The sequence below is a fragment of the Acidocella facilis ATCC 35904 genome (assembly GCF_000687875.1).
Lineage (GTDB): Bacteria > Pseudomonadota > Alphaproteobacteria > Acetobacterales > Acetobacteraceae > Acidocella > Acidocella facilis.
Genome location: NZ_JHYG01000021.1, coordinates 1 through 20,887 on the forward strand (window position 1 = coordinate 1; position 20,887 = coordinate 20,887).

Sequence of the window (20,887 nt, forward strand, 5' to 3'; positions counted from 1 at the left end):
CATTGAAAGTATCGAGGAGGCGCAACACCACGCCACAAAATGGCTCTGGACTTATAACAACGAGCGCCCCAACATGGGCATCGGTGGGATCACGCCCGCTCAGAAACTGAAACTCGCCGCGTGAATTCTACGAACAGGCCCCGTTAAAAACGGGGGGATTACCCAGCCAGCCAGCCGAAGGCGCTGGAGCGCCACGCCCCACCTCTTCCTCAAGCGCCCCGCTTGCAGCCTTGCGTGCTGCTGCGCTCCCGCGCCGCCAGCGCTTCGCTTGGCACCACCAGGCGGATCCACTAGGCACTGTTATATTTCAGAATGACGTTCTATTTTAATTTGCAACGTCGTTCTGTTTTTGCTTAACTGGCGCCGAGGCCGGCGGGCGAGCGGTGAATGGCGTGCGACGGCCCTCAAAAAAATAGTGGAGGTCTCGGCGGTGAAGCTTGTTTGTACATTCGGCATTAGAATTCCGTTCGCGGCGGCTGCACGCCGATGAGATCCGTGCTTGTGACCGGTCCGGCGCTGAACGAAGCCGCGATGGCGCTGGCTGCCCGCCACAATGTGCGGGTAATAACCATGACACCGTATGCCGCCCCTGATGAAGCCGCTGCCCTCCTGGCGGCGGAGCAGGCTGATGCCGTGATCGTGCGTATGGGCCGCCTCACCGATGCGGCGATCGCCGCATCGTCGCGGTTGAAGATCATCGTGAAGCACGGCGTCGGTGTCGATACAATTGATGTCGACGCCGCCACAAAACGTCAAATTCCCGTGCTGACGGCCCTTGGCGCGAACGCACAATCGGTTGCCGAGCATGCGCTGGCGCTGATGTTCGGCGTCTCGCGATCGATTCCGTATTTGGATGGCCGGATCCGCCAGGGGCATTGGGATAAGGCGACAAGTATCGGAACCGAGTTGTTTGGGAAAACGCTCGGTATTGTCGGGCTGGGAATGATTGGCCGCATCCTTCTGTCGCTGGTGCAGCCTTTGCGCATGAAACTGCTGGCGTTCGATCCTAAAATCTCCGCGGATATGAGGGAGAGGCTGGATATAACGGGCTTGACGCTCGTGGACGATCTGGACGCGCTCTTGCAACAGAGCGATTATGTGAGCCTGCATTGCCCGCTGACGCCCTCGACCCGAGGCATGATCGGCCCCTCGCAGCTGGCGCTGATGAAGCGGGACGCATTTTTGATCAATACCGCGCGAGGGGAATTGGTTGATATGGCGGCGCTGGCCAGCGCGCTCGCCGAAGGAAAAATTGCCGGCGCCGGCCTCGATACGTTTTCGATCGAGCCGCCGCCGGCCGATAGTGATCTATGGCCGTTGCACAACCTCGTGGTCACGCCGCATGTGGGAGCCAATACGCATGCCGCCGCCGCCCGGGTGGGCTTGATGGCGATGCAGCACGTTCTGGATGCGCTGGATGGAAAAGCCATCGATCCCCGCTTCGCGGTGAATCCCTCCGTACTCAACCTTAAAGCCGTTACTACCGCCTAAAAAGAGCGAGGCATCACCAAGATGCCATCCAAAAAACCCTGATTGGGAGACGTTCATATGAAAACAAAAATAACCACCGCCGCAGCGATGGCTGGGGTTGGCGTTAATAACCAGACTGGCCGCGGCGGGCGAGATGACGCATCGGCGAGCATCGCGGCGCGGCTTGATCGTTTGCCAGCGTCGCGAACAATCTGGATCATGGTGTGTCTCATCGCCCTGGGCGGCTGGTTTGAATTCTATGACGTATTTTTCATCGGATATGTCGCGCCGGGGATGATCAAGTCGGGCTTGTTCAAGCCGGAATCGCTGGGCATCTTATCACATCTGAGCGTGCTTTCCTTCTCTGGTTTCGGCACGTTTGTGTTCGCGACCTTCGCCGGGTTGTGGGTCGGCACGCTGATGGTCAGCCAGTTGCTCGACCGCTTCGGCCGCCGCGCCGTCTTCACCTGGGCGCTCCTCTGGTATCTCGGCTGCAATGCCGTGATGGCGTTCCAGCAGACCGGCTTCGCGCTCGATGTCTGGCGTTTTCTCGGCGGCATCGGCATCGGCATCGAATTTACCACGATCGATACGTACCTCGCGGAATTGATGCCCCGCCATATCCGTGGCCGCGCTTTCGCCGTTCAACAGATGGTGTCGTTTTGCGCGGTTCCCTTTGTCGCGCTGTTATCGTGGCGCCTGGTGCCGCTTTCCCCCTTTGGGTTTGACGGCTGGCGCTGGGTTGTTTTGATCGGAACCGCTGGCGCGGTTGTCGTCTGGTTCATGCGCCTGGGTTTGCCTGAGAGCCCCCGCTGGCTGGCAAAACATGGACGTCTCACCGAAGCGGATCAGATCGTGAGCGGCCTTGAGCGCCGGGTCATGGCCGAAACCGGCCGCGCCCTGCCACCGCCTTCCGCCGAATTGCAGGACGATAGCGGTAGGGGCGAGTATGCCGAGATGTTTCGCGCGCCTTATTTACGCCGGATCGTTATGCTGTCGCTGTTTAATTTCGCTGGCGCATTCAGCTATTACGGCTTCGCGGCCTGGGTGCCGACGCTGCTTGCGCATCGTGGGATCAGCGTCACGCACAGCCTGGAATATGCCTTCATCATCGCCATCGTCAATCCCTTCGGTCCGCTATTCGGCCTCTTATTCGCCGAACGCTTCGAGCGCAAATGGATCATGTGCGCCGGCCTGGCGGCGATGATGACGTTCATGTTGCTGTTCGCGCAACTTTCCTCTGGCCCCGCGTTGATCGCTTGCGGGGTGCTGTTCACGCTTGCCGCGAATATCCAGGCTTTTGCCAGCCACAGCTATCAGTCGGAGATATTCCCGACCCGGTTCAGAATGCGTGCCGTGGGGTTCGTCTGGTCCTGGCTCCGCCTGTCCTCGGCCTTCTCCGGCTTGATCGTTGGGTATCTTCTCAACTCCGGTGGCGTTCTGTCCGTCGCCGTGCTGATCGGCGGCACGACCTTGCTGCAAATCCTGCTGATCGCCATTTTGGGGCCGCGTTCGACGGGGCTGGCGCTTGAAGAGATCAGTCACTGACCGTTGAACCGAAGCATGAATGCGCAGGGTCAGACAATGTTGCTCTGGTCGGGTACGGTGCGCGGACCGGCGATATCCGTACCGGCCGGGGCGACCGATTGTCATCATCATATCTACCAGTCTCGCTATCCCGCGGATCCGATGGCAAGCCTGCCGCATGCGGATGCGAGCCTGGAAGATTATAGGCGGTTGGCAAATTGCCTTGGACTCACGCGGCATATCATTGTTCAGCCGTCTCTCTATGGCATAGATAATCGTTGTATGATGGAGGCGCTCGGCCTTGCCGGGACCTGCGCCAGAGGGGTCGCCGTGATCGACGGATCTGTCCCGCGGCGCGCGCTTATAGAGATGCACGCACGCGGGGTACGCGGCATCCGGATCAATGCGCGCCTGCCGGGACGTGTCGGGCTGGCAAACTTGCAAGAGCTTGCCGGGATAGTCGCTGAATTTGGCTGGCATGTTCAACTCGCCCTGTCGCCCGACCAGCTGGTCGAGATCGCGCCGCTTTGCAGGCGCCTTCCTTGCCAGCTCGTGTTCGATCACATGGCCTATCTGCATGCGCATGGCGGCGCCGGACATAGTGGATTTGGGGTGCTCATTGACCTCATGCAAACAGAGAAAGCCTGGGTGAAATTATCCGGCCCGTATATCGGGCGGCCCTTTGCCGGGCCGGCCTACGAGGATGCGGTCACACTCGGGGCGATGCTCGCGCGCGCGGCGCCAGATCGGCTGCTCTGGGGAACGGACTGGCCCCATCCCACGGTTCAGTCTCCCAAGCCGGATGATGCGGCATGGCTGGACCGGCTGGCTGAGATCGTGCCGAACGATACGGATCGACTCCGTGTTATCGTCGAAAATCCAGCCAAAATTTACGATTTTCAGAAACTTTAAAAACTAAAATATATCGAGGTAGGCCCCATGGACTCGTCCCAAACTAATAAATTTCATGCCGAGGCGTCGACCATAAACGCCCTAGCCGCCGTGCGTCTCGATCCATGGCGAGTATCCCTGGCGGCCGCTATAGGATCCTTCCTGGAGTATTACGATTTTGGTGTGTACGGGGTCCTGGCGATTTCCCTGGCGCCTTTGTTTTTTCCGGCCGGGGACGCCACGGCGTCTCTGCTTTCGGCGTTGCTGGTTTATGCGTTCGCTTTCGTGGTCAGGCCTATCGGCGCCGTTTTCTTCGGTTGGCTGGGCGACCGCCACGGCCGCAAGAATGCGCTGATTGCCACGATTATTGGCATGGGCCTGGCCAGCGCGCTCGTCGGCGTTCTTCCGACTTATGCGCGTATCGGCTCGTTGGCGCCGATTCTTTTGGTGCTGCTCAGAATCGCCCAGGGGTTCTTTGCCGGCGGCGAGGTGAGCGGTGCCGCCACTTATGTTGCGGAATGCGCCCCTGAAGGCCGGCGCGGCTTTTTCGGCTCCATCAATGTGGCGGGTGTTGTCGCCGGCGGCGCCGGCGCGGCGATTACCGCTGCGATTGTGCGCACGATGGTCTCGCACACCGCGTTGCTCAGCTGGGGCTGGCGGATTCCGTTTTTTCTGTCACTGCCATTGCTGTTTGTTGGCCTTTACGCGCGGCTTCGCCTGGCGGACTCACCGCATTTCCTTGAGGTGGCTGAACGGCACGAGACCGCGAAAGCCCCCTTGCATACGGTGCTGACGCAACATCTTGGCGGCCTCCTGCAGACGATGGGGCTGGCATTTGGCATGACCCTGACGGGTCTTTTCTCCAGCGTGTATTTGTTCATTTATCTTGTGCATGTCGTGAAATTGCCCCTGGCCTGGGCGTCCTGGGTCTTCGCGATTGTCGAGCTCGTCGCGGTAGGCCTGATTCCGCTGGTGGGATGGCTCTCGGATCGCATCGGCCGCAAGCCGCCCGTGGTGCTGGGTTTTCTGGGTTATCTCGTCATCACACCTCTGAGCATGATCGTGATGCACGACCAAAATCTTGCCCTGGATGCATTCATGCTGTTGTTGCTGGCGGTTCCGCATGCCGCGGTGCAGGGGGCGGCCTACCCGATTTATCCGGAGCTGTTTCCCACCCGCGTGCGCTATACCGGCATGGCCACCGGCTTCAATGTCGCCATCGTCCTGGGCGGCGGCCTGGCGCCCTACATCTCCACGCTGCTCGCCGGCCTCACCGGGGCCTCCTGGGCGCCCAGCCTCTACGTCATGTTCGGTTCAGTGGTTGCGCTCATCACCCTGGCCACGATCCGCGATGTTCGCCGTTCGCCGCTTGCGGACTGAGGCGTCGGAAATTTCAATAACAGTTAGCAAAGGAGATATGCCATGCCGATAGGTTTTCGGATTTGTGAGCGGACCCGCAAGGTTGATGCGCAGACGGTCGAGGGGTTTCGCGCGCTTCCCGTCGCCAATGTGAGCGACGCGATGAGCCGTATGGCGGCTGGCGGATCGCGGCTTCGCCCGCTTCACGCCGGCGGCGTGCTGGCCGGGCCGGCGATCACGGTGAAGGCCCGGCCCGGGGATAATCTGATGCTGCACAAGGCGCTCGACATGGCGGATCCAGGCGATGTCGTGGTGGTGGATGCCGGCGGCGATCTGACCAACGCGTTGATTGGCGAGTTGATGATCGCGCATGCGCAAACGCGCGGCCTTGCGGGCATCGTGATCAATGGCGCGGTCCGGGATCTCGCGGCGATCCGGGCCGGTACCTTCCCGATTTTTGCCGCAGGTGTCACCCATCGCGGGCCGTACAAGGATGGCCCAGGCGAAATCAATGTAAACATCGCGATCGACGGCATGGTGATCGCGCCGGGCGATCTGATTCTGGGCGATGATGACGGGCTCGTCGTCGTCCCGTTCGCGGAGACGGAAACGGTTTTCGCCGCCGCCAGCGCGAAGCATAAGGCGGAGACCGCGCAAATGGCGCAGATCCGCGGCGGCGGGCAGGACCGAAGCTGGGTCGATGCAACGCTCAAGCGTTTGGGTTGTGCCGTATGACGGACCGGCCGCCGGCCGCATCCTCCCCGCATATTCCGGTCCGGCCGGAATGGCTGGACTTACGCGACGAGTCCCCGCTGCCTTTTGAGGCGCCGATCATCGATGCGCATCATCATTTGTGGGACCGCCCGGGGTCTCGCTACCTCGAAGCGGAATTGCGGGAAGATATCACGCAGGCTGGCGGCGTCGCGGCGACAATCTACGTCCAATGCCGGTCATTTTACGCTGCCGACGGGCCAGAGGCGTTCCGGCCCGTCGCCGAGGTCGCGTTTGCCGCGCAATTGGCGGCGCAGGCGCAAGCGGCGGGCGGCCCGCGCCTCTGTGCCGCTATCGTCGGTGGGGCAGATCTATGCCTGGGGGACCAGGTGGCGCCGGTTCTGGAGGCCATGCAGCAGGCCGGAGCGGGCCGGTTTCGCGGCATCCGCAACCCGCTCGCTTGGCATCCCGACCCTGCGATCCGCTCCAGCGCCATTCTGCCCCCGCCCGGGCGAATGGCGGACCGGCGGTTTCGTGAGGGGGTGGCATGGCTTGGACGCCTTGGTCTCACCCTCGATATCTGGGCCTATCAGACGCAGCTGGCCGAGGTTTTTTCACTGGCCGCCGCCTTTTCGAATGTTTCGATCGTGCTCGATCATCTCGGCGGCAGGTTGGGCGAGGCGCAGGACCAAAGCTGGCGGGCGGAGCTGCTGGCGCTTTCGCGCTTGCCAAATACCTATCTCAAACTTGGCGGCCTGGGCATGCCCGTGGCGGGGTACCGGTTTCATGAGGCGCCGGTGCCGCCCTCCTCGTTGGTGCTGGCTGAGGCGTGGCGCGCGCCGATCATGGCCTGCATCGAGATGTTTGGGCCCGATCGCTGCATGTTTGAGAGTAATTTTCCAGTGGATAAGGGAATGTTCGGCTATGCCACGCTCTGGAACGCGTTCAAGCATCTTACCGAGCGCTTTACCCGATCCGAGCGGAGCGCCTTGTTTGGCGGCACCGCCTCCCGCGTTTACGATCTTGCGCTTTAACCAGGAGAGCGGATTATGAGCTTCTTCCCGCCGCCTTACCGGATCGAGACCACGGTTTTCACTCGTCTGCCCGACCGCTTTCGCGCCTCCAGGCGCACCGCCTGGAGCGATGCGAACCGGATGGGACAAGAGGTGGATTCCTTTCTAGAAGGCCCGTCCTTCGATCGCGCCGGCTGGCTGTACGTGACCGACATCCCGTTCGGTCGCATTTTTCGTATCTCGCCTGACGGCGAGTGGGAGCTTGTCACCGAATATGACGGCTGGCCCAACGGCCTCAAAATCCACCAGGATGGAAGGTTGTTTGTAACCGACTACAAGCGGGGGTTGGTCGTCGTCGATCCGGCGAGCGGCGCGGTCACACCGCTTCTGGAGACGGTGGGCTCGGAGGGGTTCAAAGGGGTCAATGATCTCATATTTGCGGCGAATGGCGATCTCTATTTCACGGATCAGGGCCAGACCGGTTTGCAGGATCCCACCGGCAGGGTCTATCGACTCTCTGCTACCGGGGCGCTGACATGCCTGATCGGCACGATACCAAGCCCCAACGGTATCGTTATCGGGCCGAATATGGATTATCTGCTCGTCGCCGTGACCCGCGCCAACCAGATTTGGCGTATCCCTCTGCTGGCCAGCGGCCTGGTCGCGAAGGTTGGCATATTCTCGCATCTCCATGGCGGCCCTGGCGGCCCGGATGGTCTGGCGCTCGACGAGGAGGGCAATTTGCTGGTCGCCCACACCGGGTTCGGCACGGTCTGGCGCCTCTCGCCACGGGCTGAGCCGCTGGAACGGATCGTCTCCAGCGCCGGCTATTCCACCACCAATCTTGCCTTCGGCGGCTCGGCGCGGCGCGAGCTGTTCATCACGGAATCGCAGACCGGGACGATCTTGAAGGCGGGGCTTGCGGTGCCGGGCCAGCGCTTATACAGCCATAGCTGATGGTAATTTTCGGGCGACGTGACGAGCCCAAGCGGGCGCCGGAACGGCTGAGCGTCAAGGGCGCGATTGAAGGCGATGGATAAGGATCAGGAGACCGCGGCGGTATCGGGCGTTGCCGCGGCAGACAGGGTGCTGACAATACTGACGGCGTTCCAGAAGGGCGACGGTGCGGTGGAGCTGGCGGAGCTGGCCGCGCGTACCGGGCTCGTCAAAAGCACGATCATGCGTTTGGCGGTGTCGCTCGAACGGTTCGGCCTGGTTGTGCGGCTGCCGGGCGGCCGTTATCGTTTGGGCGCGGAAGCGCTGCGTCTGGGCGCCGTCTACCAGCACTCCCTGGACATCGAACAATTCGTGATGCCGATCCTGGAACGGCTGGTTGCCGGGATAGGTGAGACGGCCTCTTTCTATGTGCCACACGGCAAGAGCAGACTCTGTCTCTACCGGGTCGACTCGATGCACAGCCTGCGCATGCATGTGCAGCCCGGCGATATCCGGCCGATGGATCAATCCGCGATCTCCCAGGTTTTGCGCGAATATGCGGCGGGGCCCGGCAGCGCGGCCGAACTGGATCCGCCGGTTTACAGCGGCGGCATTACCGACCCCCATACCGCCGCGCTCGCCATGCCGGTCTTCGGGGCGGGGCAGCGTCTTGTCGGCGCGCTCGCGGTATCAGGGCCGATCACGCGGCTGACCGCGGCGCGCGCTACCCAAGTCCGCGATCAGTTGCGCAATGGCGGGCTGGAGCTGACCATGAGTTTGGGCGGCGACCGCAGATAAGCGCGGACAGCGCCTGCTCCCTCTCGGTAGTTTTACTTCCCTGGCGGCGCTCTAGCACGACAGTTGCATTTTATTGCGAGTTCTCAATCAATGGGCAACCGTGCTACAGGCTCTGATAAGTGGCGATGCATCTGCTGAAGAGACATTGGAGCTTTGGGCGTCATCGCTCCGAGATGTGAAGGGCGCATACGGCCCTTATTCACGCAGTCTCGTATTACGGCGTCGGCGGGTGGTGCTGGCCTCTGGCGGCAGTTTATCGCGAAGGAGAAACCAGATCGCGGGGGAGCAAAGTAACCTGATTGCCGCCCTTGCGCTTGGAGAGATACATCGCCTCATCCGCATGCTTGAGCAAAATCTCCGGTTCCGAAAAATCCAGCGGATAGATGGTGGCGCCGAGGCTGGCGGTTATTTTGTATCGTTCATCGTTGCTATTGCAGCCTTCGAGAACGGCGCCGACGATACGGTTCAGGATCGAAAAAATTTCCTGGGAGGAACGTAGATCCTCCAGGATGACGACAAACTCGTCCCCGCCAAATCGCGCGACCATGTCGATGTCACGGACGATGCTTTGGATCGCGCTGGCCGCCAGGAGCAGCCGTTGATCTCCTGCGGCATGGCCGAGTTCGTCATTGATGATTTTGAAGCCATCCAGATCGATCACGGCGAGCGCCATGAGGGACTGGCTGCGGCAGGCGCGCTTTTGCGCGTTGACGAGGCGCAGCATGAATGTGCGCCGGTTTGGCAAACCTGTCAGCGGATCCGTGAGGGAGAGCGTCTCAAGCTGCGCCTCTAAAGCCTCACGATAGACGGCTGAGCCGGTAAGGGCGGCGAACATCTCGGCAATGGCAAGGCTTGTGGCGTTGGGTGGCGCGGGCTGCCGGTGCAGCCACGCAATTGCGATGGCGCCGCTGAAGCCGGCCGGGCCAGGCAGTGGCACAACCAGATTGGCGCGCAGCCCCGCCCCCACGAAATCCGGCATGGCATCCGCGCTGTTGGGATAATCAGGCGTAAACAGCGCGCGGCCCGAGGCGAGCGCGCGCCCAACCGTGCCCTGGCTGGCGGAGAAGCTGAATTTGACGATAGGGGTTTGGTTGAGCTGTTCCAGTCCGTGGAACAGTTTGTAGCGTAACTGCTCTGGTTCGTCGTATACGATCAGCGCCACGCCATCGGCGCCGAGGAGCTGGGCCAGGCGCTCCGCGGCCGCGGCGAAGAATTCGGGGAAAGAGAAAATCTTGAGCAGGCCGGTCGTGGCCCGCATGGCCATCTCCCAGCGTTGTATATCATCCCAGGCCGACTGCTCCATATCATGCATTGGCTTATGCCCGTTTCGTTCTACCGATCATCTGTACCGTTCCGGTGGCGTCGTGTGGAGCCGGGGCCGCGCGGAAATCGATGCATTCAAGTAGGATAGGGTGATGATCATTGTTCGGAGAATCCGTCCTCGCACATATTCTTACCACACTCCGCGTGAAATACATATTATAGTTTATAAACTTAAAGTGTGTAAGCGGGCAATGCATGCCGCATGGATATGCGGCAATTGGTGGGACGGAATTTTGCCCGGCTGCGCAAGGCCAGGGGCCTGACGCAGGAAGAGGTTGAAGCGCGTTCGGGAGTCAGCCAGCAATATTTGAGCAGTCTGGAGCGGGGGCAGCGGAATCCGACCGTGATCACGCTATATGAATTGGCGCGGGTGCTCGACGTTACCGTGGGCGATCTGGTGCAGGTGGATGAGGAATGAGCCGCTCGGCGGATCGCCCAGAAGCGCACCCCTTGCGGGTGCGCAACCAGGGGCTTGGCCCCGCTTGGTTACCTTATCTTTGCCGTTTCAATGAAAATCGCGGCTTTTGCCGACAACCCGTTCCTGGCGCGGATGGCCGGGGCGCCGGTTCGCGGGCGGGGCGGCATCAGGGCCATCCAGCCCGGTGATCCAGCCGGAGCGGTCGGCCAGGCGTTCGACGGTGATGTGGGTGACATCTTCTTCTGAACGTTGCAGCCGCCCTTCTGCGATGAGCAGCGTGGCGCCGAGGATTTTTTGCCGCAGGCTTTGCACGAGGGATGGCCAGACGATGAGGTTGGCGATTCCGGTCTCGTCCTCAATGGTGATGAACACCGTGCCCTTGGCCGTGCCGGGGCGCTGGCGGACGATCACCACCCCGCCCACGCGCAGCTTTGTCCCGTTCCGGGCCTGGGTGGCCTGCACGCAGGTCACGGCACCGGCTGCCGCCAGTCTGTCGCGCAGCAGCGCGCAGGGGTGAGCGCGCAAGCTGAGGCCAAGGCTGCGATAATCCGCCACCACTTCCTCGCCTGCACTCATCAAGGGCAGTTCGGCTTGCGGCGCGGCGCATGGGGCGATCAGCGCCGATCCTGTCTGGCGCACAGCCACTTGCCATAACGCCTCGCGGCGGCCAGAAATCAGGCTGGCCAGCGCGCCGGAAGCAGCCAGGGCTTCCAGAGCTGCTTTGGACAGGTTCAGGTCTTCGATGCTGGTGAACCGCCGCCCGGCCAGTTGCGTGGCCCAGCCTTGCTGGAACCCGTCCACGAGCCGCAAGCCCAGCCGCAGCGCGCCGCCCTCCAGCGTGCAGTCCCATCGTGAAAAATTCACATCCACCGGCAACACATCCACCCCATGCTCGCGCGCATCGCGGATGATCTGCGCCGGGGCGTAGAATCCCATTGGCTGGGCATTGATCAGTGCCGCTGCAAAAGCCGCCGGATGATGGCATTTGAGCCAGGCCGAGACATAAACCAGCTTGGCGAAACTTGCCGCATGGCTCTCGGGAAACCCGTAAGAGCCAAACCCCTCGATCTGCCGGAAACAGGCCTCGGCAAAGTTTCGTTCATAACCACGCTCGACCATGCGCCCGACCATCATGGTTTTGAATTTGTCGATGGTGCCGAGATTGCGGAAGGTTGCCATGGCCCGGCGCAAGCCGTTGGCTTCCTCGGGCGTGAATTTTGCCGCCACCATGGCGATCTTCATGGCCTGCTCTTGGAACAAGGGCACGCCCATGGTTTTGCCGAGAATCTCTTCCAGTTCATTCGGCTGGCCGCCGGCGCGGGCCGGGTAGCTCACGGCCTCCTTGCCCTGGCGGCGGCGTAAGTAAGGGTGCACCATATCCCCTTGGATCGGGCCGGGTCGGACGATGGCGACCTCGATGACGAGGTCGTAGAATGTTTGCGGGCGCAGGCGCGGCAGCATGTTCATTTGTGCCCGGCTTTCCACCTGGAACACGCCGATCGAATCACCTTGGGCCAACATCTCGTAGGTAGCTTTGTCCTCGGGCGGGATATCCGCCAGATCATGGATGCCGAGCATGGCAAAGCATTTGCGGATGCAGGTGAGCATCCCCAGCGCCAGCACATCCACCTTCATCATCCTCAGCGCATCGATGTCATCCTTGTCCCATTCGATGAAGCTGCGGTCCGCCATGGCGGCGGGGCCGATGGGCACGCTCTCATCCAGCCGCCCTTTGGTGAGCACGAAACCGCCAACATGCTGGGAGAGATGACGCGGCAGCCCCACCAGATCGCGCGCGATGATCAGCGCGCGTTTGAGGCGCGGTTCCTCCGGATCCAGCCCGGCCTCGCGCAGCGTATCCGCCCCCCATAACTCGTCGCCAGGGTTCCAGGTCTGGGCCGCCAATATCGCGGCGGTGGCGTCGGGAAGGCCCAGCACCTTCGCCACCTCGCGGATGGCCGAGCGCGGGCGGTAATGAATCACCGTGGCGGCGATGGCGGCGCGGTGACGGCCATAACGGGTGTAGAGGTACTGGATGACCTCCTCGCGCCGCTCATGCTCGAAATCCACATCGATATCTGGTGGATCACCCCGCTCGGCGGAGACGAAACGCTCAAACAGCAGGTCGCTCTCGGCCGGGTCCACGGCGGTGATGCCCAGCGCGTAGCACACCGCCGAATTGGCCGCCGAGCCGCGCCCCTGGCAAAGAATTTTATGCACGCGCGCATGGCGCACGATGTCATGCACGGTGAGGAAATAGCGCGCATAGGCCAGCTGGGCGATGACGGAGAGTTCCTTGTCCAGCAAGCTTTGTACTTTCCGCGGCACGCCGGAAGGGTAACGCCAAGCAGCGCCTTCCCGCACCAGATTCGCCAGATGCTCATCCGGTGTCAGCCCCGGCGGCACCGGCTCATCCGGGTATTCATAGGAAATCTGGTCCAGCGAGAAATGCAGCCGGTTCAAAATCTCCTGTTGCTGGCTGAGTGCTTCCGGGAATTTGCGGAACAGCCGGGCCATCTCCGCCGGGGATTTGAGATGCCGCTCGCCATGCGGCTCCAGCAAAAGCCCGGCCTGTTCGATGGTGCAGCCATGGCGGATGCAGCGCAGCACATCCTGCAATTCCCGGATGGCGGGGCTGTGATAGAGCACGTCATTCGCCGCGACGAGATGTAGGCCGTTGGCTTGCGCGAGATTTTGCAGGGCGGTGAGCCGCGCCAGATCATCCGGCGCGTAACGGCGCAATGCCGCGACATAAAGCTGCCCGCGCAATTTGGCGGCGGCCAGGCGCAGCCAGGCGGTGAACGCATCATCCAGTATTGGCGGCGGCACCGCGATGAAAATCTGCCCCTCGGCATGGGCCACAACATCTTCAAACCGGAGCCGGCATTCGCCCTTGGGCGCGCGAGCTTTGCCCAGGGTTAGCAGCCGGCAGAGCCGGGCCCAGGCGGCACGGTCGGACGGGTAGCAGACCAGATCCGGCGCATCCTCCAGCACCAGCCGGCTGCCCGCCAGCAGGCGCAGCCCCGCCGCCTTCGCCGCCACATAAGCGCGCACCACCCCGGCCACTGTGTTGCGATCGGCAATGCCGATGGCGCCATGCCCCAGCGCTTGCGCCTGCTCCACCAGGCTTTGCGGATGCGAGGCCCCTTCCAAGAAGGAGAAGGCGCTCTGGCAGAGCAGCTCCGCATACATCAGGCGAACAGCCCGTGCAGATACCAGCGCGGTACGGCTACCCCCTCATGCAGCCCGGCGCGGAACAGCCAGAAGCGGGCCGCTTCCATATCTTCCACCTGATAATAATCCCGAATCTTCTCCGCCTCCGGCCGGGTGGGGTCATGCGGGTGCGCCCACCAATCCCGCGCGATGCGCTCCGGCCCTGTCGCCCAGCGCAGCCGGTGGGTTTTACCGTCCCAGGTGAATTGCACCGGCGGGTCATCCGGCACCGGGGCGATGGCGGTGATAAGCACAGGCGGGTTCAGTAAACGCAGCGGGCGGGGGTGATGCGGCTTGGGCCACGCCACGGGCCGGGCCTTCACGGTCACCCGTTCCGTGGCGAATTCCGGGATATGCGAGGCATGCGGCGCCACGCGCCAGATGCGGGTGGAACCCAGACGGTTGAGCAGCGTGTTCAGCGGGCGGGCATAATCCGGGGGTTTGGCGCTCATATCCTGCTGCACCAGGGCCAGCGGTTCGGTGAGTGGGGCCTCGAGGGCAACCGCCTCGATGCCAAAGCCTGGATCGATCTCCTGCGCCAGTTTTTCGATCAGCAATTTGGCGATTTGCGCCTCATCCCGGCAGGGGGCGGCAAAGGCAAGATGGATCGCCGGGCAGGCGCGATCCACCCGGTAAAACCGGGCGGTGAGCGCGGTTGCGCCCAGCGTCGCCGCGGTCAGGCGCGCGCAGAGCCGGGCCGCCAGCTTGGTCAGCGCCGCCTGTAACTGTGCGGGCAGCCATAACGGTTCCATAAACGGCTCCGCTTCGCGCCATTCCGGCGGCGCGGTGATGAAGCGGATGACCTCCGGCGCCTCACCCAGAGCCTGGGCCAGGCGCAAGGCGGGCGCTTGCCCATAGCCCGCCACCAGCCCGGCCCGTGGCAGCCGCGCGAGCTGCCCGATGGTGCGAATGCCGATGCGGCGCAGCCGGGCGATGGGTTCCGGTGCAAGCCGCAGGGCTGCCAGTGGCAGGAGCAAAATATCAGGGCTGCCCGGCTTGCCATAGCGCGCCAGTCCCCAAGCGGCGGCGGCGGTATCCGCGACCGCCATGCGGGCATTGGGGAGCCGTGCCGCCAGCCGTGCCATTAGCCCGGCCTCCCCGCCAAACAGATGCGCGCAGCCGGTAATGTCCAGCATCACCCCGTCTGGCGGATCAAGCGCGGTGAGCGGTGTAAAAGCCTGGCACCACAGCGCCAGGTTCGCCAGATCATCCCGCCCGGCGCAGGCCAGGGAGAGAAAGCGGCGCTTCTGCATCCCATCCCTCCTTCAGCGTAAACAGATACGTCCCCGGCATAGCGCCCTTGGCGTAGAGCAGCTCCGCCCGTAACGCCGGGGCGTGGGGGCTGCCCGGGGCCGGATGCACCATCCAGCGCGAGGCAAAGGCGGTGGAATCCTCCCGCGTTTGGGCGGCGGCGTGGCGCAGCACCAGCCCCAACCCGCCGCCTTGTTTTGCCGCCAAAGCCAAACGTTTGGCTGCCAGGCGCGAAAGGGCTTCGCATGCCACCACCCCCGCCATGCCGCCGCGCAAAGCCACTTCCGCCGCCCCCAGGGCTTCGGCATCGTCCCTCGCCTGGGCAAACAGGCAACAGGCCGGATCAACCCCCGCCCAGGCCAGCCCTGGCGGGTACCAGTCGGGCACGGTGCTTACCCACAGAACAGGCCGTGGCCCCCAGACCAGTCCCAGCAGCAACGCCGCCAGCCCCGCATGTGCCGCCGTTCCCGCCGGCGCGCGCAGCTCATGCACCGCCGGGCAGGCGTGCAGAAATGCCGGAAAGGCGGGGGCAATAGCGGAGTGAGGGGTAGAGAACATAACAAGAACACTGAATCCACAACTCAGCCGAAGAGTCGAGTCAGGATTTGTGCGTCTGTACCATGACAGAAGCCGGCCTCTGCCTGATGAAAAGTGAATCGCCCGGCGGACTCCAGGAGCGCAGATCTCGCGGGCGGGCAAGTAGGGGCTTCGGCCATGCAATGGGAGTTTGGCCCCCCCTTCAGGCGGCGAAAAATGCGTGTAAGGTGCGCTTAGTCATAGAATTCACAATTGATCGCGATTTCAGTCAAAGAGGCCGACAGTTTGCCCGGCGCCCAGATCGAACAGGAAGGCGCGCCCCGGCTCCTTTACTTCCGGCGTGATGAAAGCTCCGTTTGTATACTGCAGATCAGAAAGACCTGCGGCTGCACGCGGGATCTACAAGCTGAACGCATTTTCCCGGGGCGGACTAATTGAACGACCATGAGATGTATGGCGATGGGTTATTCTCGCGAATGTGATAGGCGGGAGAAATGGGAGTACCGGCCCCTGAAGCAGAGGTGCCTCACTCATACCGAATCGCTCGGCGAGATAAATATCTGAAACTATTTGCTTCATCTTAGCTCCTCGCTCTGACATGCCTCACAGAGGTTGCCTTGCGGTTCTATCTGTTGCGCGCCGCGACAACATGTCACTGTAGCGCTCGTGCATCCACATAATATCAAGGATTGCGTATAGCCCAGTGTGATTGCTGAAGCTCCAGAGCGAGAGGGGTTTCCACCCAGGCATCTTTTATGTTTTATCAAGCAATTTCGCGTGTTTATCTTAACACGCTCGCATCAACATAAACACATATCGCTCCAGCCGCCTGCAATGGCGCGCATCAGCCTCGGCGCCATCTCTGCCACGAACCGAGGGCCGCCATGTTCACGGCGAGGCAGGCACCAGCAGCGAAAATCGCGACGCCTAGATCGCGCGCGCTGAGCGGTGAAAAGCCAAATAAATGGCGCAGTTGCGGTACCGTGATAACAGCGCCCAAGGCAGCGACGGCAACCGCCGTGACAATCCCCAGCGCGGGGTTCGGCCGGCGCAGTGCCGCAAGCCTCCTGGCGCCGAGCATCCTGTTGCTCACCACAAGGCCAAGATTTCCCGCCACCAAGGTGATGAACGCCATGGCGCGGCCGGCGCTCTCTCCGGCCGCGCCTTGTGCGCCGAGCAGGAAGACGAGCAATGACGCCGCCAAAACCACGACGCCTTGCAGCAGCCCCCCGATGAGCAAGGCCAGGTTGAACAAGGGCGCGCCCGGCCGGCGCGGCGGGCGGGACATGCTGTCGGTGTCGTCCTGTTCCGCTTCAAAGACAATCGATGAAGCCGGATCGATGATCATTTCCAGGAAGACAACATGCACGGGCCCAAGCATCAGCGGCCAGCCCAGCAGCACGGGAATGAGGGACATGCCGGCAATCGGCACATGCACGGCGAGGATATAGGAAAAGGCGCGGCGCAGATTGGCGTCGATCCGCCGGCCAAGGCGGATGGCGGCCACCAGCGAGGTGAAATCATCATCCAGCAACACCAGCGAGGCGGCCTCGCGCGCCACATCCGTACCGCGCCCGCCCATGGCGACACCGATATGAGCGGCCTTCAGCGAGGGGGCGTCGTTCACGCCGTCGCCGGTCATGGCGACGATCTCACCATTGGCCGCGAAAGCCTGCACCAGGCGCAATTTCTGCTCCGGCATCACGCGCGCGAAAACCCGGGTCTGCGCCACCGCTTTGCGCAAGGCGGCATCGTCCAGCCCCGCTATGTCCTTGCCGGTGAGCACGCGGCCGGTCTCAATGCCGGCCTGAGCGGCGATGGCCAGGGCTGTCGCCGGATGGTCGCCGGTAATCATCGCCACGCTGATGCCAGCCGTCCGGCAGGCCGCAACGGCTTGCGCCACGCCGGGACGCAGCGGGTCGGCAAGGCCGGCCAGGCCAAGGAAGGTGAACTCAAAATCATGCTGGGTCTCCGGCCAGCCTGGTTTGGCGTGAAACCCCTTGGCCACGGCCAACACGCGCAGACCGGCCGCCGCCATCTGCGCGACATCGCGGCGCAGCGCTTCCAGCCCGGCTTCGTTCATATGACAAAGATCCGCGATGGCCTCCGGCGCCCCCTTGGCGGCGATGACATGGGCGCCCTTGGCGCCGCCGCGCCAGCCTTGCGACATCGCCAGCATGTCCGGCTGCAACGGGTAGCTATGCGCAAGACTCCAATCAGTGTGCAGATGTTCCGTGTTGGCGAGCCCCTGCTGCCCGAGCCGGTAGAACGCCCGCTCCATCGGGTCGAACGGGTCCGGCCGGCTGGCCAGGATAGAAAATTCCACTACCTCATGGAAGGCTTCCGGCATTGTCGCCGTGGCCTCGTTCACCTGCAAAATTTCCCCTCCCACGGCCAGACACGCCACCGACATGCGGTTTTGCGTCAGCGTGCCGGTCTTGTCCGTGCAGAGCAGCGTCGCCGTGCCCAACGCCTCAATGGCGGCGGCGCGGCGCGCCAGCACGTGCTGGCGCGCCATGCGCCAGGCCCCCAGCACCAGAAAGATGGTGAGAACGAGCGGGAATTCCTCCGGCAGCGTGGCCATGGCCAGGGTGATGCCGGCCAGCACCGCCTGCAGCCATTGCCCGTGCAGCAGCCCGTAGGCCAGAGCCAGCAGTGCCGAGGCGCCGATGCCGACCGCCGCGAACAACCAGACCAACCGGCGCATCTGCACCTGCAAGGGCGGCGGGGCAGAGTCCACGCTGCTCAGCGAATGGCCGATGCGGCCAATGGCGGTGCGTGGTCCGGTGGCGGTGACGCGCGCAATGCCACTGCCGCCGGTGATCAGGCTGCCTGCCCAGACGAAAGGCGAATCTTCGCCCCCCGGCGTGGCGTCTGCTAAGGGTGGCGTGCCAACGAGCTTGCGGACGGGAACAGATTCGCCGGTGAGCAAGGCCTCATCCGCCTGGAGGGCGGCAGCGTCCAGCAACACGGCGTCCGCCGGCACGCGCTCGCCTTCCGCCAACCCGATGAGATCATCCACGACGAGCTGACGGGCCGGGATGCGGATTTTTTCTCCATCGCGCCATACCTGCGCGTGCGGGCTGGCGAGTTCGCGCAGGGCCGCCAGCGCTGATTCCGTGCGGGCTTCCTGGACAACGACCATGACGACATTGAGCACGGCGAAGCCGAGCAGGATCAGCGCTTCGGCGAGACTGCCCAGGAGCAGATAGATGAGCCCCGCCGCGAGCAGCAATTGCAGCATCGGCTCGCGCACCGCATCCCACGCGATGCGCGGCAAATGGCGGCGCTGGTCCTGCGGGAGCTCATTCGGCCCATCCTGGCGCAGGCGCGCCTCGGCTTGTGCTGTCGTCAGGCCATCGGGGGGCATGGAGGTGCCGGCGGCGCCTAGCATGAGCCAGACCTTTCAGGCGCGGAGAGGATATCCGCGTGCTGCGGCGGCGCGCCGAGGATGGTTTCGACATAGAGGATTTCGACGATGACCAGCACCAGCAGCATGAGCGGCGTGGCCAGCAGCACCGCCGAGATGCCAAAGAGAATGCTGAAGCCGACCGTGGAGAGCAGCGAAAGCACTGGCGGCAGCGCGGTGGCCTCGGCCTGCACCAGAGGCGTGATGAAATTGCCTTCGATGAAATGCACCCCGGCATACATGGCAATGACCCAGACCGCATCGAGCGGCGATTGGGTGAGGGCGACAAGCGTTGCCGGCACCGCCGCCATCACCGCGCCGAAATAGGGGATGAAGGTGAGCAACCCGCCGACCAGCCCCAGGGCAACCGGCGCCTCGATGCCCAGCGCCCACAGGCCGAGGCCGGACAAGATGCCGATCGTCAACATCACGATGAATTGCCCCAGCAGCCAGCGCAGCAAGAGCTGCCCCGTCTGCTCGTACAGCCTTGCCGCGACCGCGCGCCGCCCCGGCGGCACGAGGCGGAGGAGCAGGCGCCGATAGAGTTCCGGCTGCGCCGCCAGATAGATGGCCACCAGAAAGACCAGAATGGCATAGCCGGCCGTCGTCACCGTGGATTGCACGATGATCGCGGCAGCGCGGCCGGCCATTCCGGTGACGTCGGCCGGGGCAATGCCGCGCGCCTGCGTCAGGATGTACGGGCCGTAAGGCTGCCCGCGCAGCCAGTCGAGCGCGATCTTGCTGCCCAGGGGAATCTGGCGGGCCAGCTCGCCAAATTGTCCGGCCGCGACGGTGCCAAAGAAGCTCAGCGCCGCCGCGAGCGCCACGAGGAAAACAAGCACAGCCACCGCCAGCCCGCCGGCCGGGCCGATCCTGGTCCATTTGCCGATCCCGCAGGCGGCGCGGCGCAGACCGATGGCGATGAGAACCGCGCCAAACAGCAACAGCCCAAGATCGGCCAGCCGCCATGCCGCTACCGCCAGCGCCGCAAACAGGGCAACGATGAGGACCCGCTTGGCGAAACTGGCAAGCCCGCCATCGCCTGCCATCCGGCTGTTATCATGTGCCTGGTCCAATGGACGCACCTCACGATATGACCCGCGGCAGCAATGGCATGCGCGGGCTATCCATCGCCTTGATTTAGCGCAACATGGGTTCGCGGCGTCGCGCTTATGCTGTGGTCGCAAATGGCGTAGGGTCTCAACATGCAAAAGGTTCACACGGAAAACCACCTGATCGAGCGGACCGGCTGGCTGCGGGCCGCGGTGCTGGGCGCCAATGATGGCATCATCTCGACCGCGAGCCTGATACTCGGTGTCGTCTCCGCTGGCGGCGGGCGTCACGAGGCGCTGGTGGCGGGTGTGGCGGGGCTGGTGGCCGGCGCCATGGCGATGGCGGCGGGCGAGTATGTTTCCGTCAGCTCCCAGGCCGATACGGAAGATGCCGCCTTGGCCAAGGAACGTCACGAGCTCGCCACGGACCACGCATCCGAGCTGGCGGAGCTCGCGCATATCTATGAACAGCGCGGCGTGGACGCGGCGCTGGCGCAAGAGGTGGCCCGCCAGCTCATGGCGCATGACGCCCTGGGCGCCCATGCCAGGGACGAGCTGGGCCTCTCCGAACATACCAGCGCCAATCCCATCCAGGCGGCCTTGGCGTCGGCGCTGACCTTCTCGGCTGGCGCGGCCGTCCCGCTCATTCTCGCGGTCGTCATCTCGCTACCCAGGCTGATGCCGGGCATTGGCCTCGGCGCGCTGCTGTGCCTTGCCGTTCTCGGTGCCATTGGCGCCAAGGCTGGTGGCGCGCCGGTGCTCAAACCGGCGCTGCGCGTCACCTTCTGGGGCATTCTGGCGATGGCGGCGACCGTCGGGATCGGCAAGCTGTTCGGCACGCTGGCCTAGAGCGTATTCCGTTCACGTTGGTGCAGGGAATACGCTCTAGGTCGTGTCTGCATTCATAGATTCCCTTTGTTTGTGATTTCTGATTCAAGGCTTGAGGAGGGTTCTTGCCTTGAGCAGACGGACACTGACG

At 63.3% G+C, this 20,887-nt stretch carries 17 protein-coding genes; 11 read left to right on the forward strand and 6 right to left on the reverse strand.

Going from position 1 to position 20,887, the window contains the following annotated elements:
- From T331_RS20070 to T331_RS0115600, 9 genes are all read left to right on the forward strand, one after another.
- Nucleotides 1-124 (forward strand): integrase core domain-containing protein (locus tag T331_RS20070; RefSeq protein WP_155992751.1); only part of this gene is annotated, 124 nt, incomplete at its 5' end.
- Between the two features lie 371 nt (nt 125-495).
- Entirely contained in the window at nt 496-1,491 is a 996-nt protein-coding gene (locus T331_RS0115565) for a hydroxyacid dehydrogenase (RefSeq protein ID WP_456049071.1), read from the forward strand.
- Between the two features lie 57 nt (nt 1,492-1,548).
- The gene (locus tag T331_RS0115570) at nt 1,549-3,018 is read left to right on the forward strand and encodes an MFS transporter (protein ID WP_244876982.1); all 1,470 of its coding nucleotides are present in this window, start codon (nt 1,549-1,551) and stop codon (nt 3,016-3,018) included.
- A 15-nt stretch (nt 3,019-3,033) separates the two neighbouring features.
- Entirely contained in the window at nt 3,034-3,909 is an 876-nt protein-coding gene (locus T331_RS0115575) for an amidohydrolase family protein (protein ID WP_026440699.1), read from the forward strand.
- A 27-nt stretch (nt 3,910-3,936) separates the two neighbouring features.
- Complete coding sequence (locus T331_RS0115580) at nt 3,937-5,268, forward strand: MFS transporter (protein WP_026440700.1); 1,332 nt, start codon at nt 3,937-3,939, stop codon at nt 5,266-5,268.
- Between the two features lie 42 nt (nt 5,269-5,310).
- Nucleotides 5,311-5,982: an RraA family protein gene (locus T331_RS0115585; protein ID WP_026440701.1), complete on the forward strand. Its 672-nt coding sequence runs from the start codon at nt 5,311-5,313 to the stop codon at nt 5,980-5,982.
- Nucleotides 5,979-6,992, forward strand: coding sequence for an amidohydrolase family protein (locus T331_RS0115590; RefSeq protein ID WP_026440702.1), 1,014 nt, complete (start codon nt 5,979-5,981; stop codon nt 6,990-6,992). Before T331_RS0115585 ends, T331_RS0115590 begins: the two co-directional genes overlap by 4 nt.
- A gap of 15 nt (nt 6,993-7,007) precedes the next feature.
- Complete coding sequence (locus T331_RS0115595; protein WP_026440703.1) at nt 7,008-7,928, forward strand: SMP-30/gluconolactonase/LRE family protein; 921 nt, start codon at nt 7,008-7,010, stop codon at nt 7,926-7,928.
- Between the two features lie 75 nt (nt 7,929-8,003).
- Nucleotides 8,004-8,705, forward strand: a complete 702-nt coding sequence (locus tag T331_RS0115600; protein WP_026440704.1) for an IclR family transcriptional regulator — start codon at nt 8,004-8,006, stop codon at nt 8,703-8,705.
- A 253-nt stretch (nt 8,706-8,958) separates the two neighbouring features.
- Here T331_RS0115600 and T331_RS18655 read toward each other — a convergent pair whose 3' ends face one another.
- The gene (locus T331_RS18655; protein ID WP_244876983.1) at nt 8,959-10,008 is read right to left on the reverse strand and encodes a sensor domain-containing diguanylate cyclase; all 1,050 of its coding nucleotides are present in this window, start codon (nt 10,006-10,008) and stop codon (nt 8,959-8,961) included.
- Between the two features lie 222 nt (nt 10,009-10,230).
- On the opposite strand from T331_RS18655, the gene T331_RS0115610 reads away from it, so the two are divergent.
- The gene (locus T331_RS0115610; RefSeq protein WP_026440705.1) at nt 10,231-10,446 is read left to right on the forward strand and encodes a helix-turn-helix domain-containing protein; all 216 of its coding nucleotides are present in this window, start codon (nt 10,231-10,233) and stop codon (nt 10,444-10,446) included.
- Between the two features lie 87 nt (nt 10,447-10,533).
- On the opposite strand, the gene T331_RS0115615 is transcribed toward T331_RS0115610, so the two are convergent.
- The 5 genes from T331_RS0115615 to T331_RS18670 all read right to left on the reverse strand — a co-directional run bounded on the left by T331_RS0115615 (nt 10,534) and on the right by T331_RS18670 (nt 19,932).
- The gene (locus tag T331_RS0115615; protein ID WP_026440706.1) at nt 10,534-13,638 is read right to left on the reverse strand and encodes an error-prone DNA polymerase; all 3,105 of its coding nucleotides are present in this window, start codon (nt 13,636-13,638) and stop codon (nt 10,534-10,536) included.
- Nucleotides 13,638-14,912 (reverse strand): Y-family DNA polymerase, encoded by a 1,275-nt coding sequence (locus T331_RS18660; RefSeq protein ID WP_051622428.1) that lies wholly within the window; start codon nt 14,910-14,912, stop codon nt 13,638-13,640. Before T331_RS18660 ends, T331_RS0115615 begins: the two co-directional genes overlap by 1 nt.
- On the reverse strand, nt 14,866-15,468 hold the full coding sequence (locus T331_RS20075) for a hypothetical protein (RefSeq protein WP_051622429.1): 603 nt from the start codon (nt 15,466-15,468) through the stop codon (nt 14,866-14,868). The genes T331_RS18660 and T331_RS20075 overlap by 47 nt, the downstream gene beginning before the upstream one ends.
- An 823-nt stretch (nt 15,469-16,291) precedes the next feature.
- Nucleotides 16,292-18,841 carry a cation-translocating P-type ATPase gene (locus tag T331_RS0115630; RefSeq protein ID WP_026440707.1) on the reverse strand — a complete coding sequence of 850 codons (2,550 nt, stop codon included), beginning with the start codon at nt 18,839-18,841 and terminating at the stop codon, nt 16,292-16,294.
- Nucleotides 18,835-19,932: an AI-2E family transporter gene (locus T331_RS18670; RefSeq protein WP_155992752.1), complete on the reverse strand. Its 1,098-nt coding sequence runs from the start codon at nt 19,930-19,932 to the stop codon at nt 18,835-18,837. The genes T331_RS0115630 and T331_RS18670 overlap by 7 nt, the downstream gene beginning before the upstream one ends.
- A 129-nt stretch (nt 19,933-20,061) precedes the next feature.
- Between T331_RS18670 and T331_RS0115640 the strand changes: the two genes are divergently transcribed.
- Entirely contained in the window at nt 20,062-20,757 is a 696-nt protein-coding gene (locus T331_RS0115640; protein ID WP_026440708.1) for a VIT1/CCC1 transporter family protein, read from the forward strand.
- Nucleotides 20,758-20,887 lie beyond the last annotated feature (130 nt).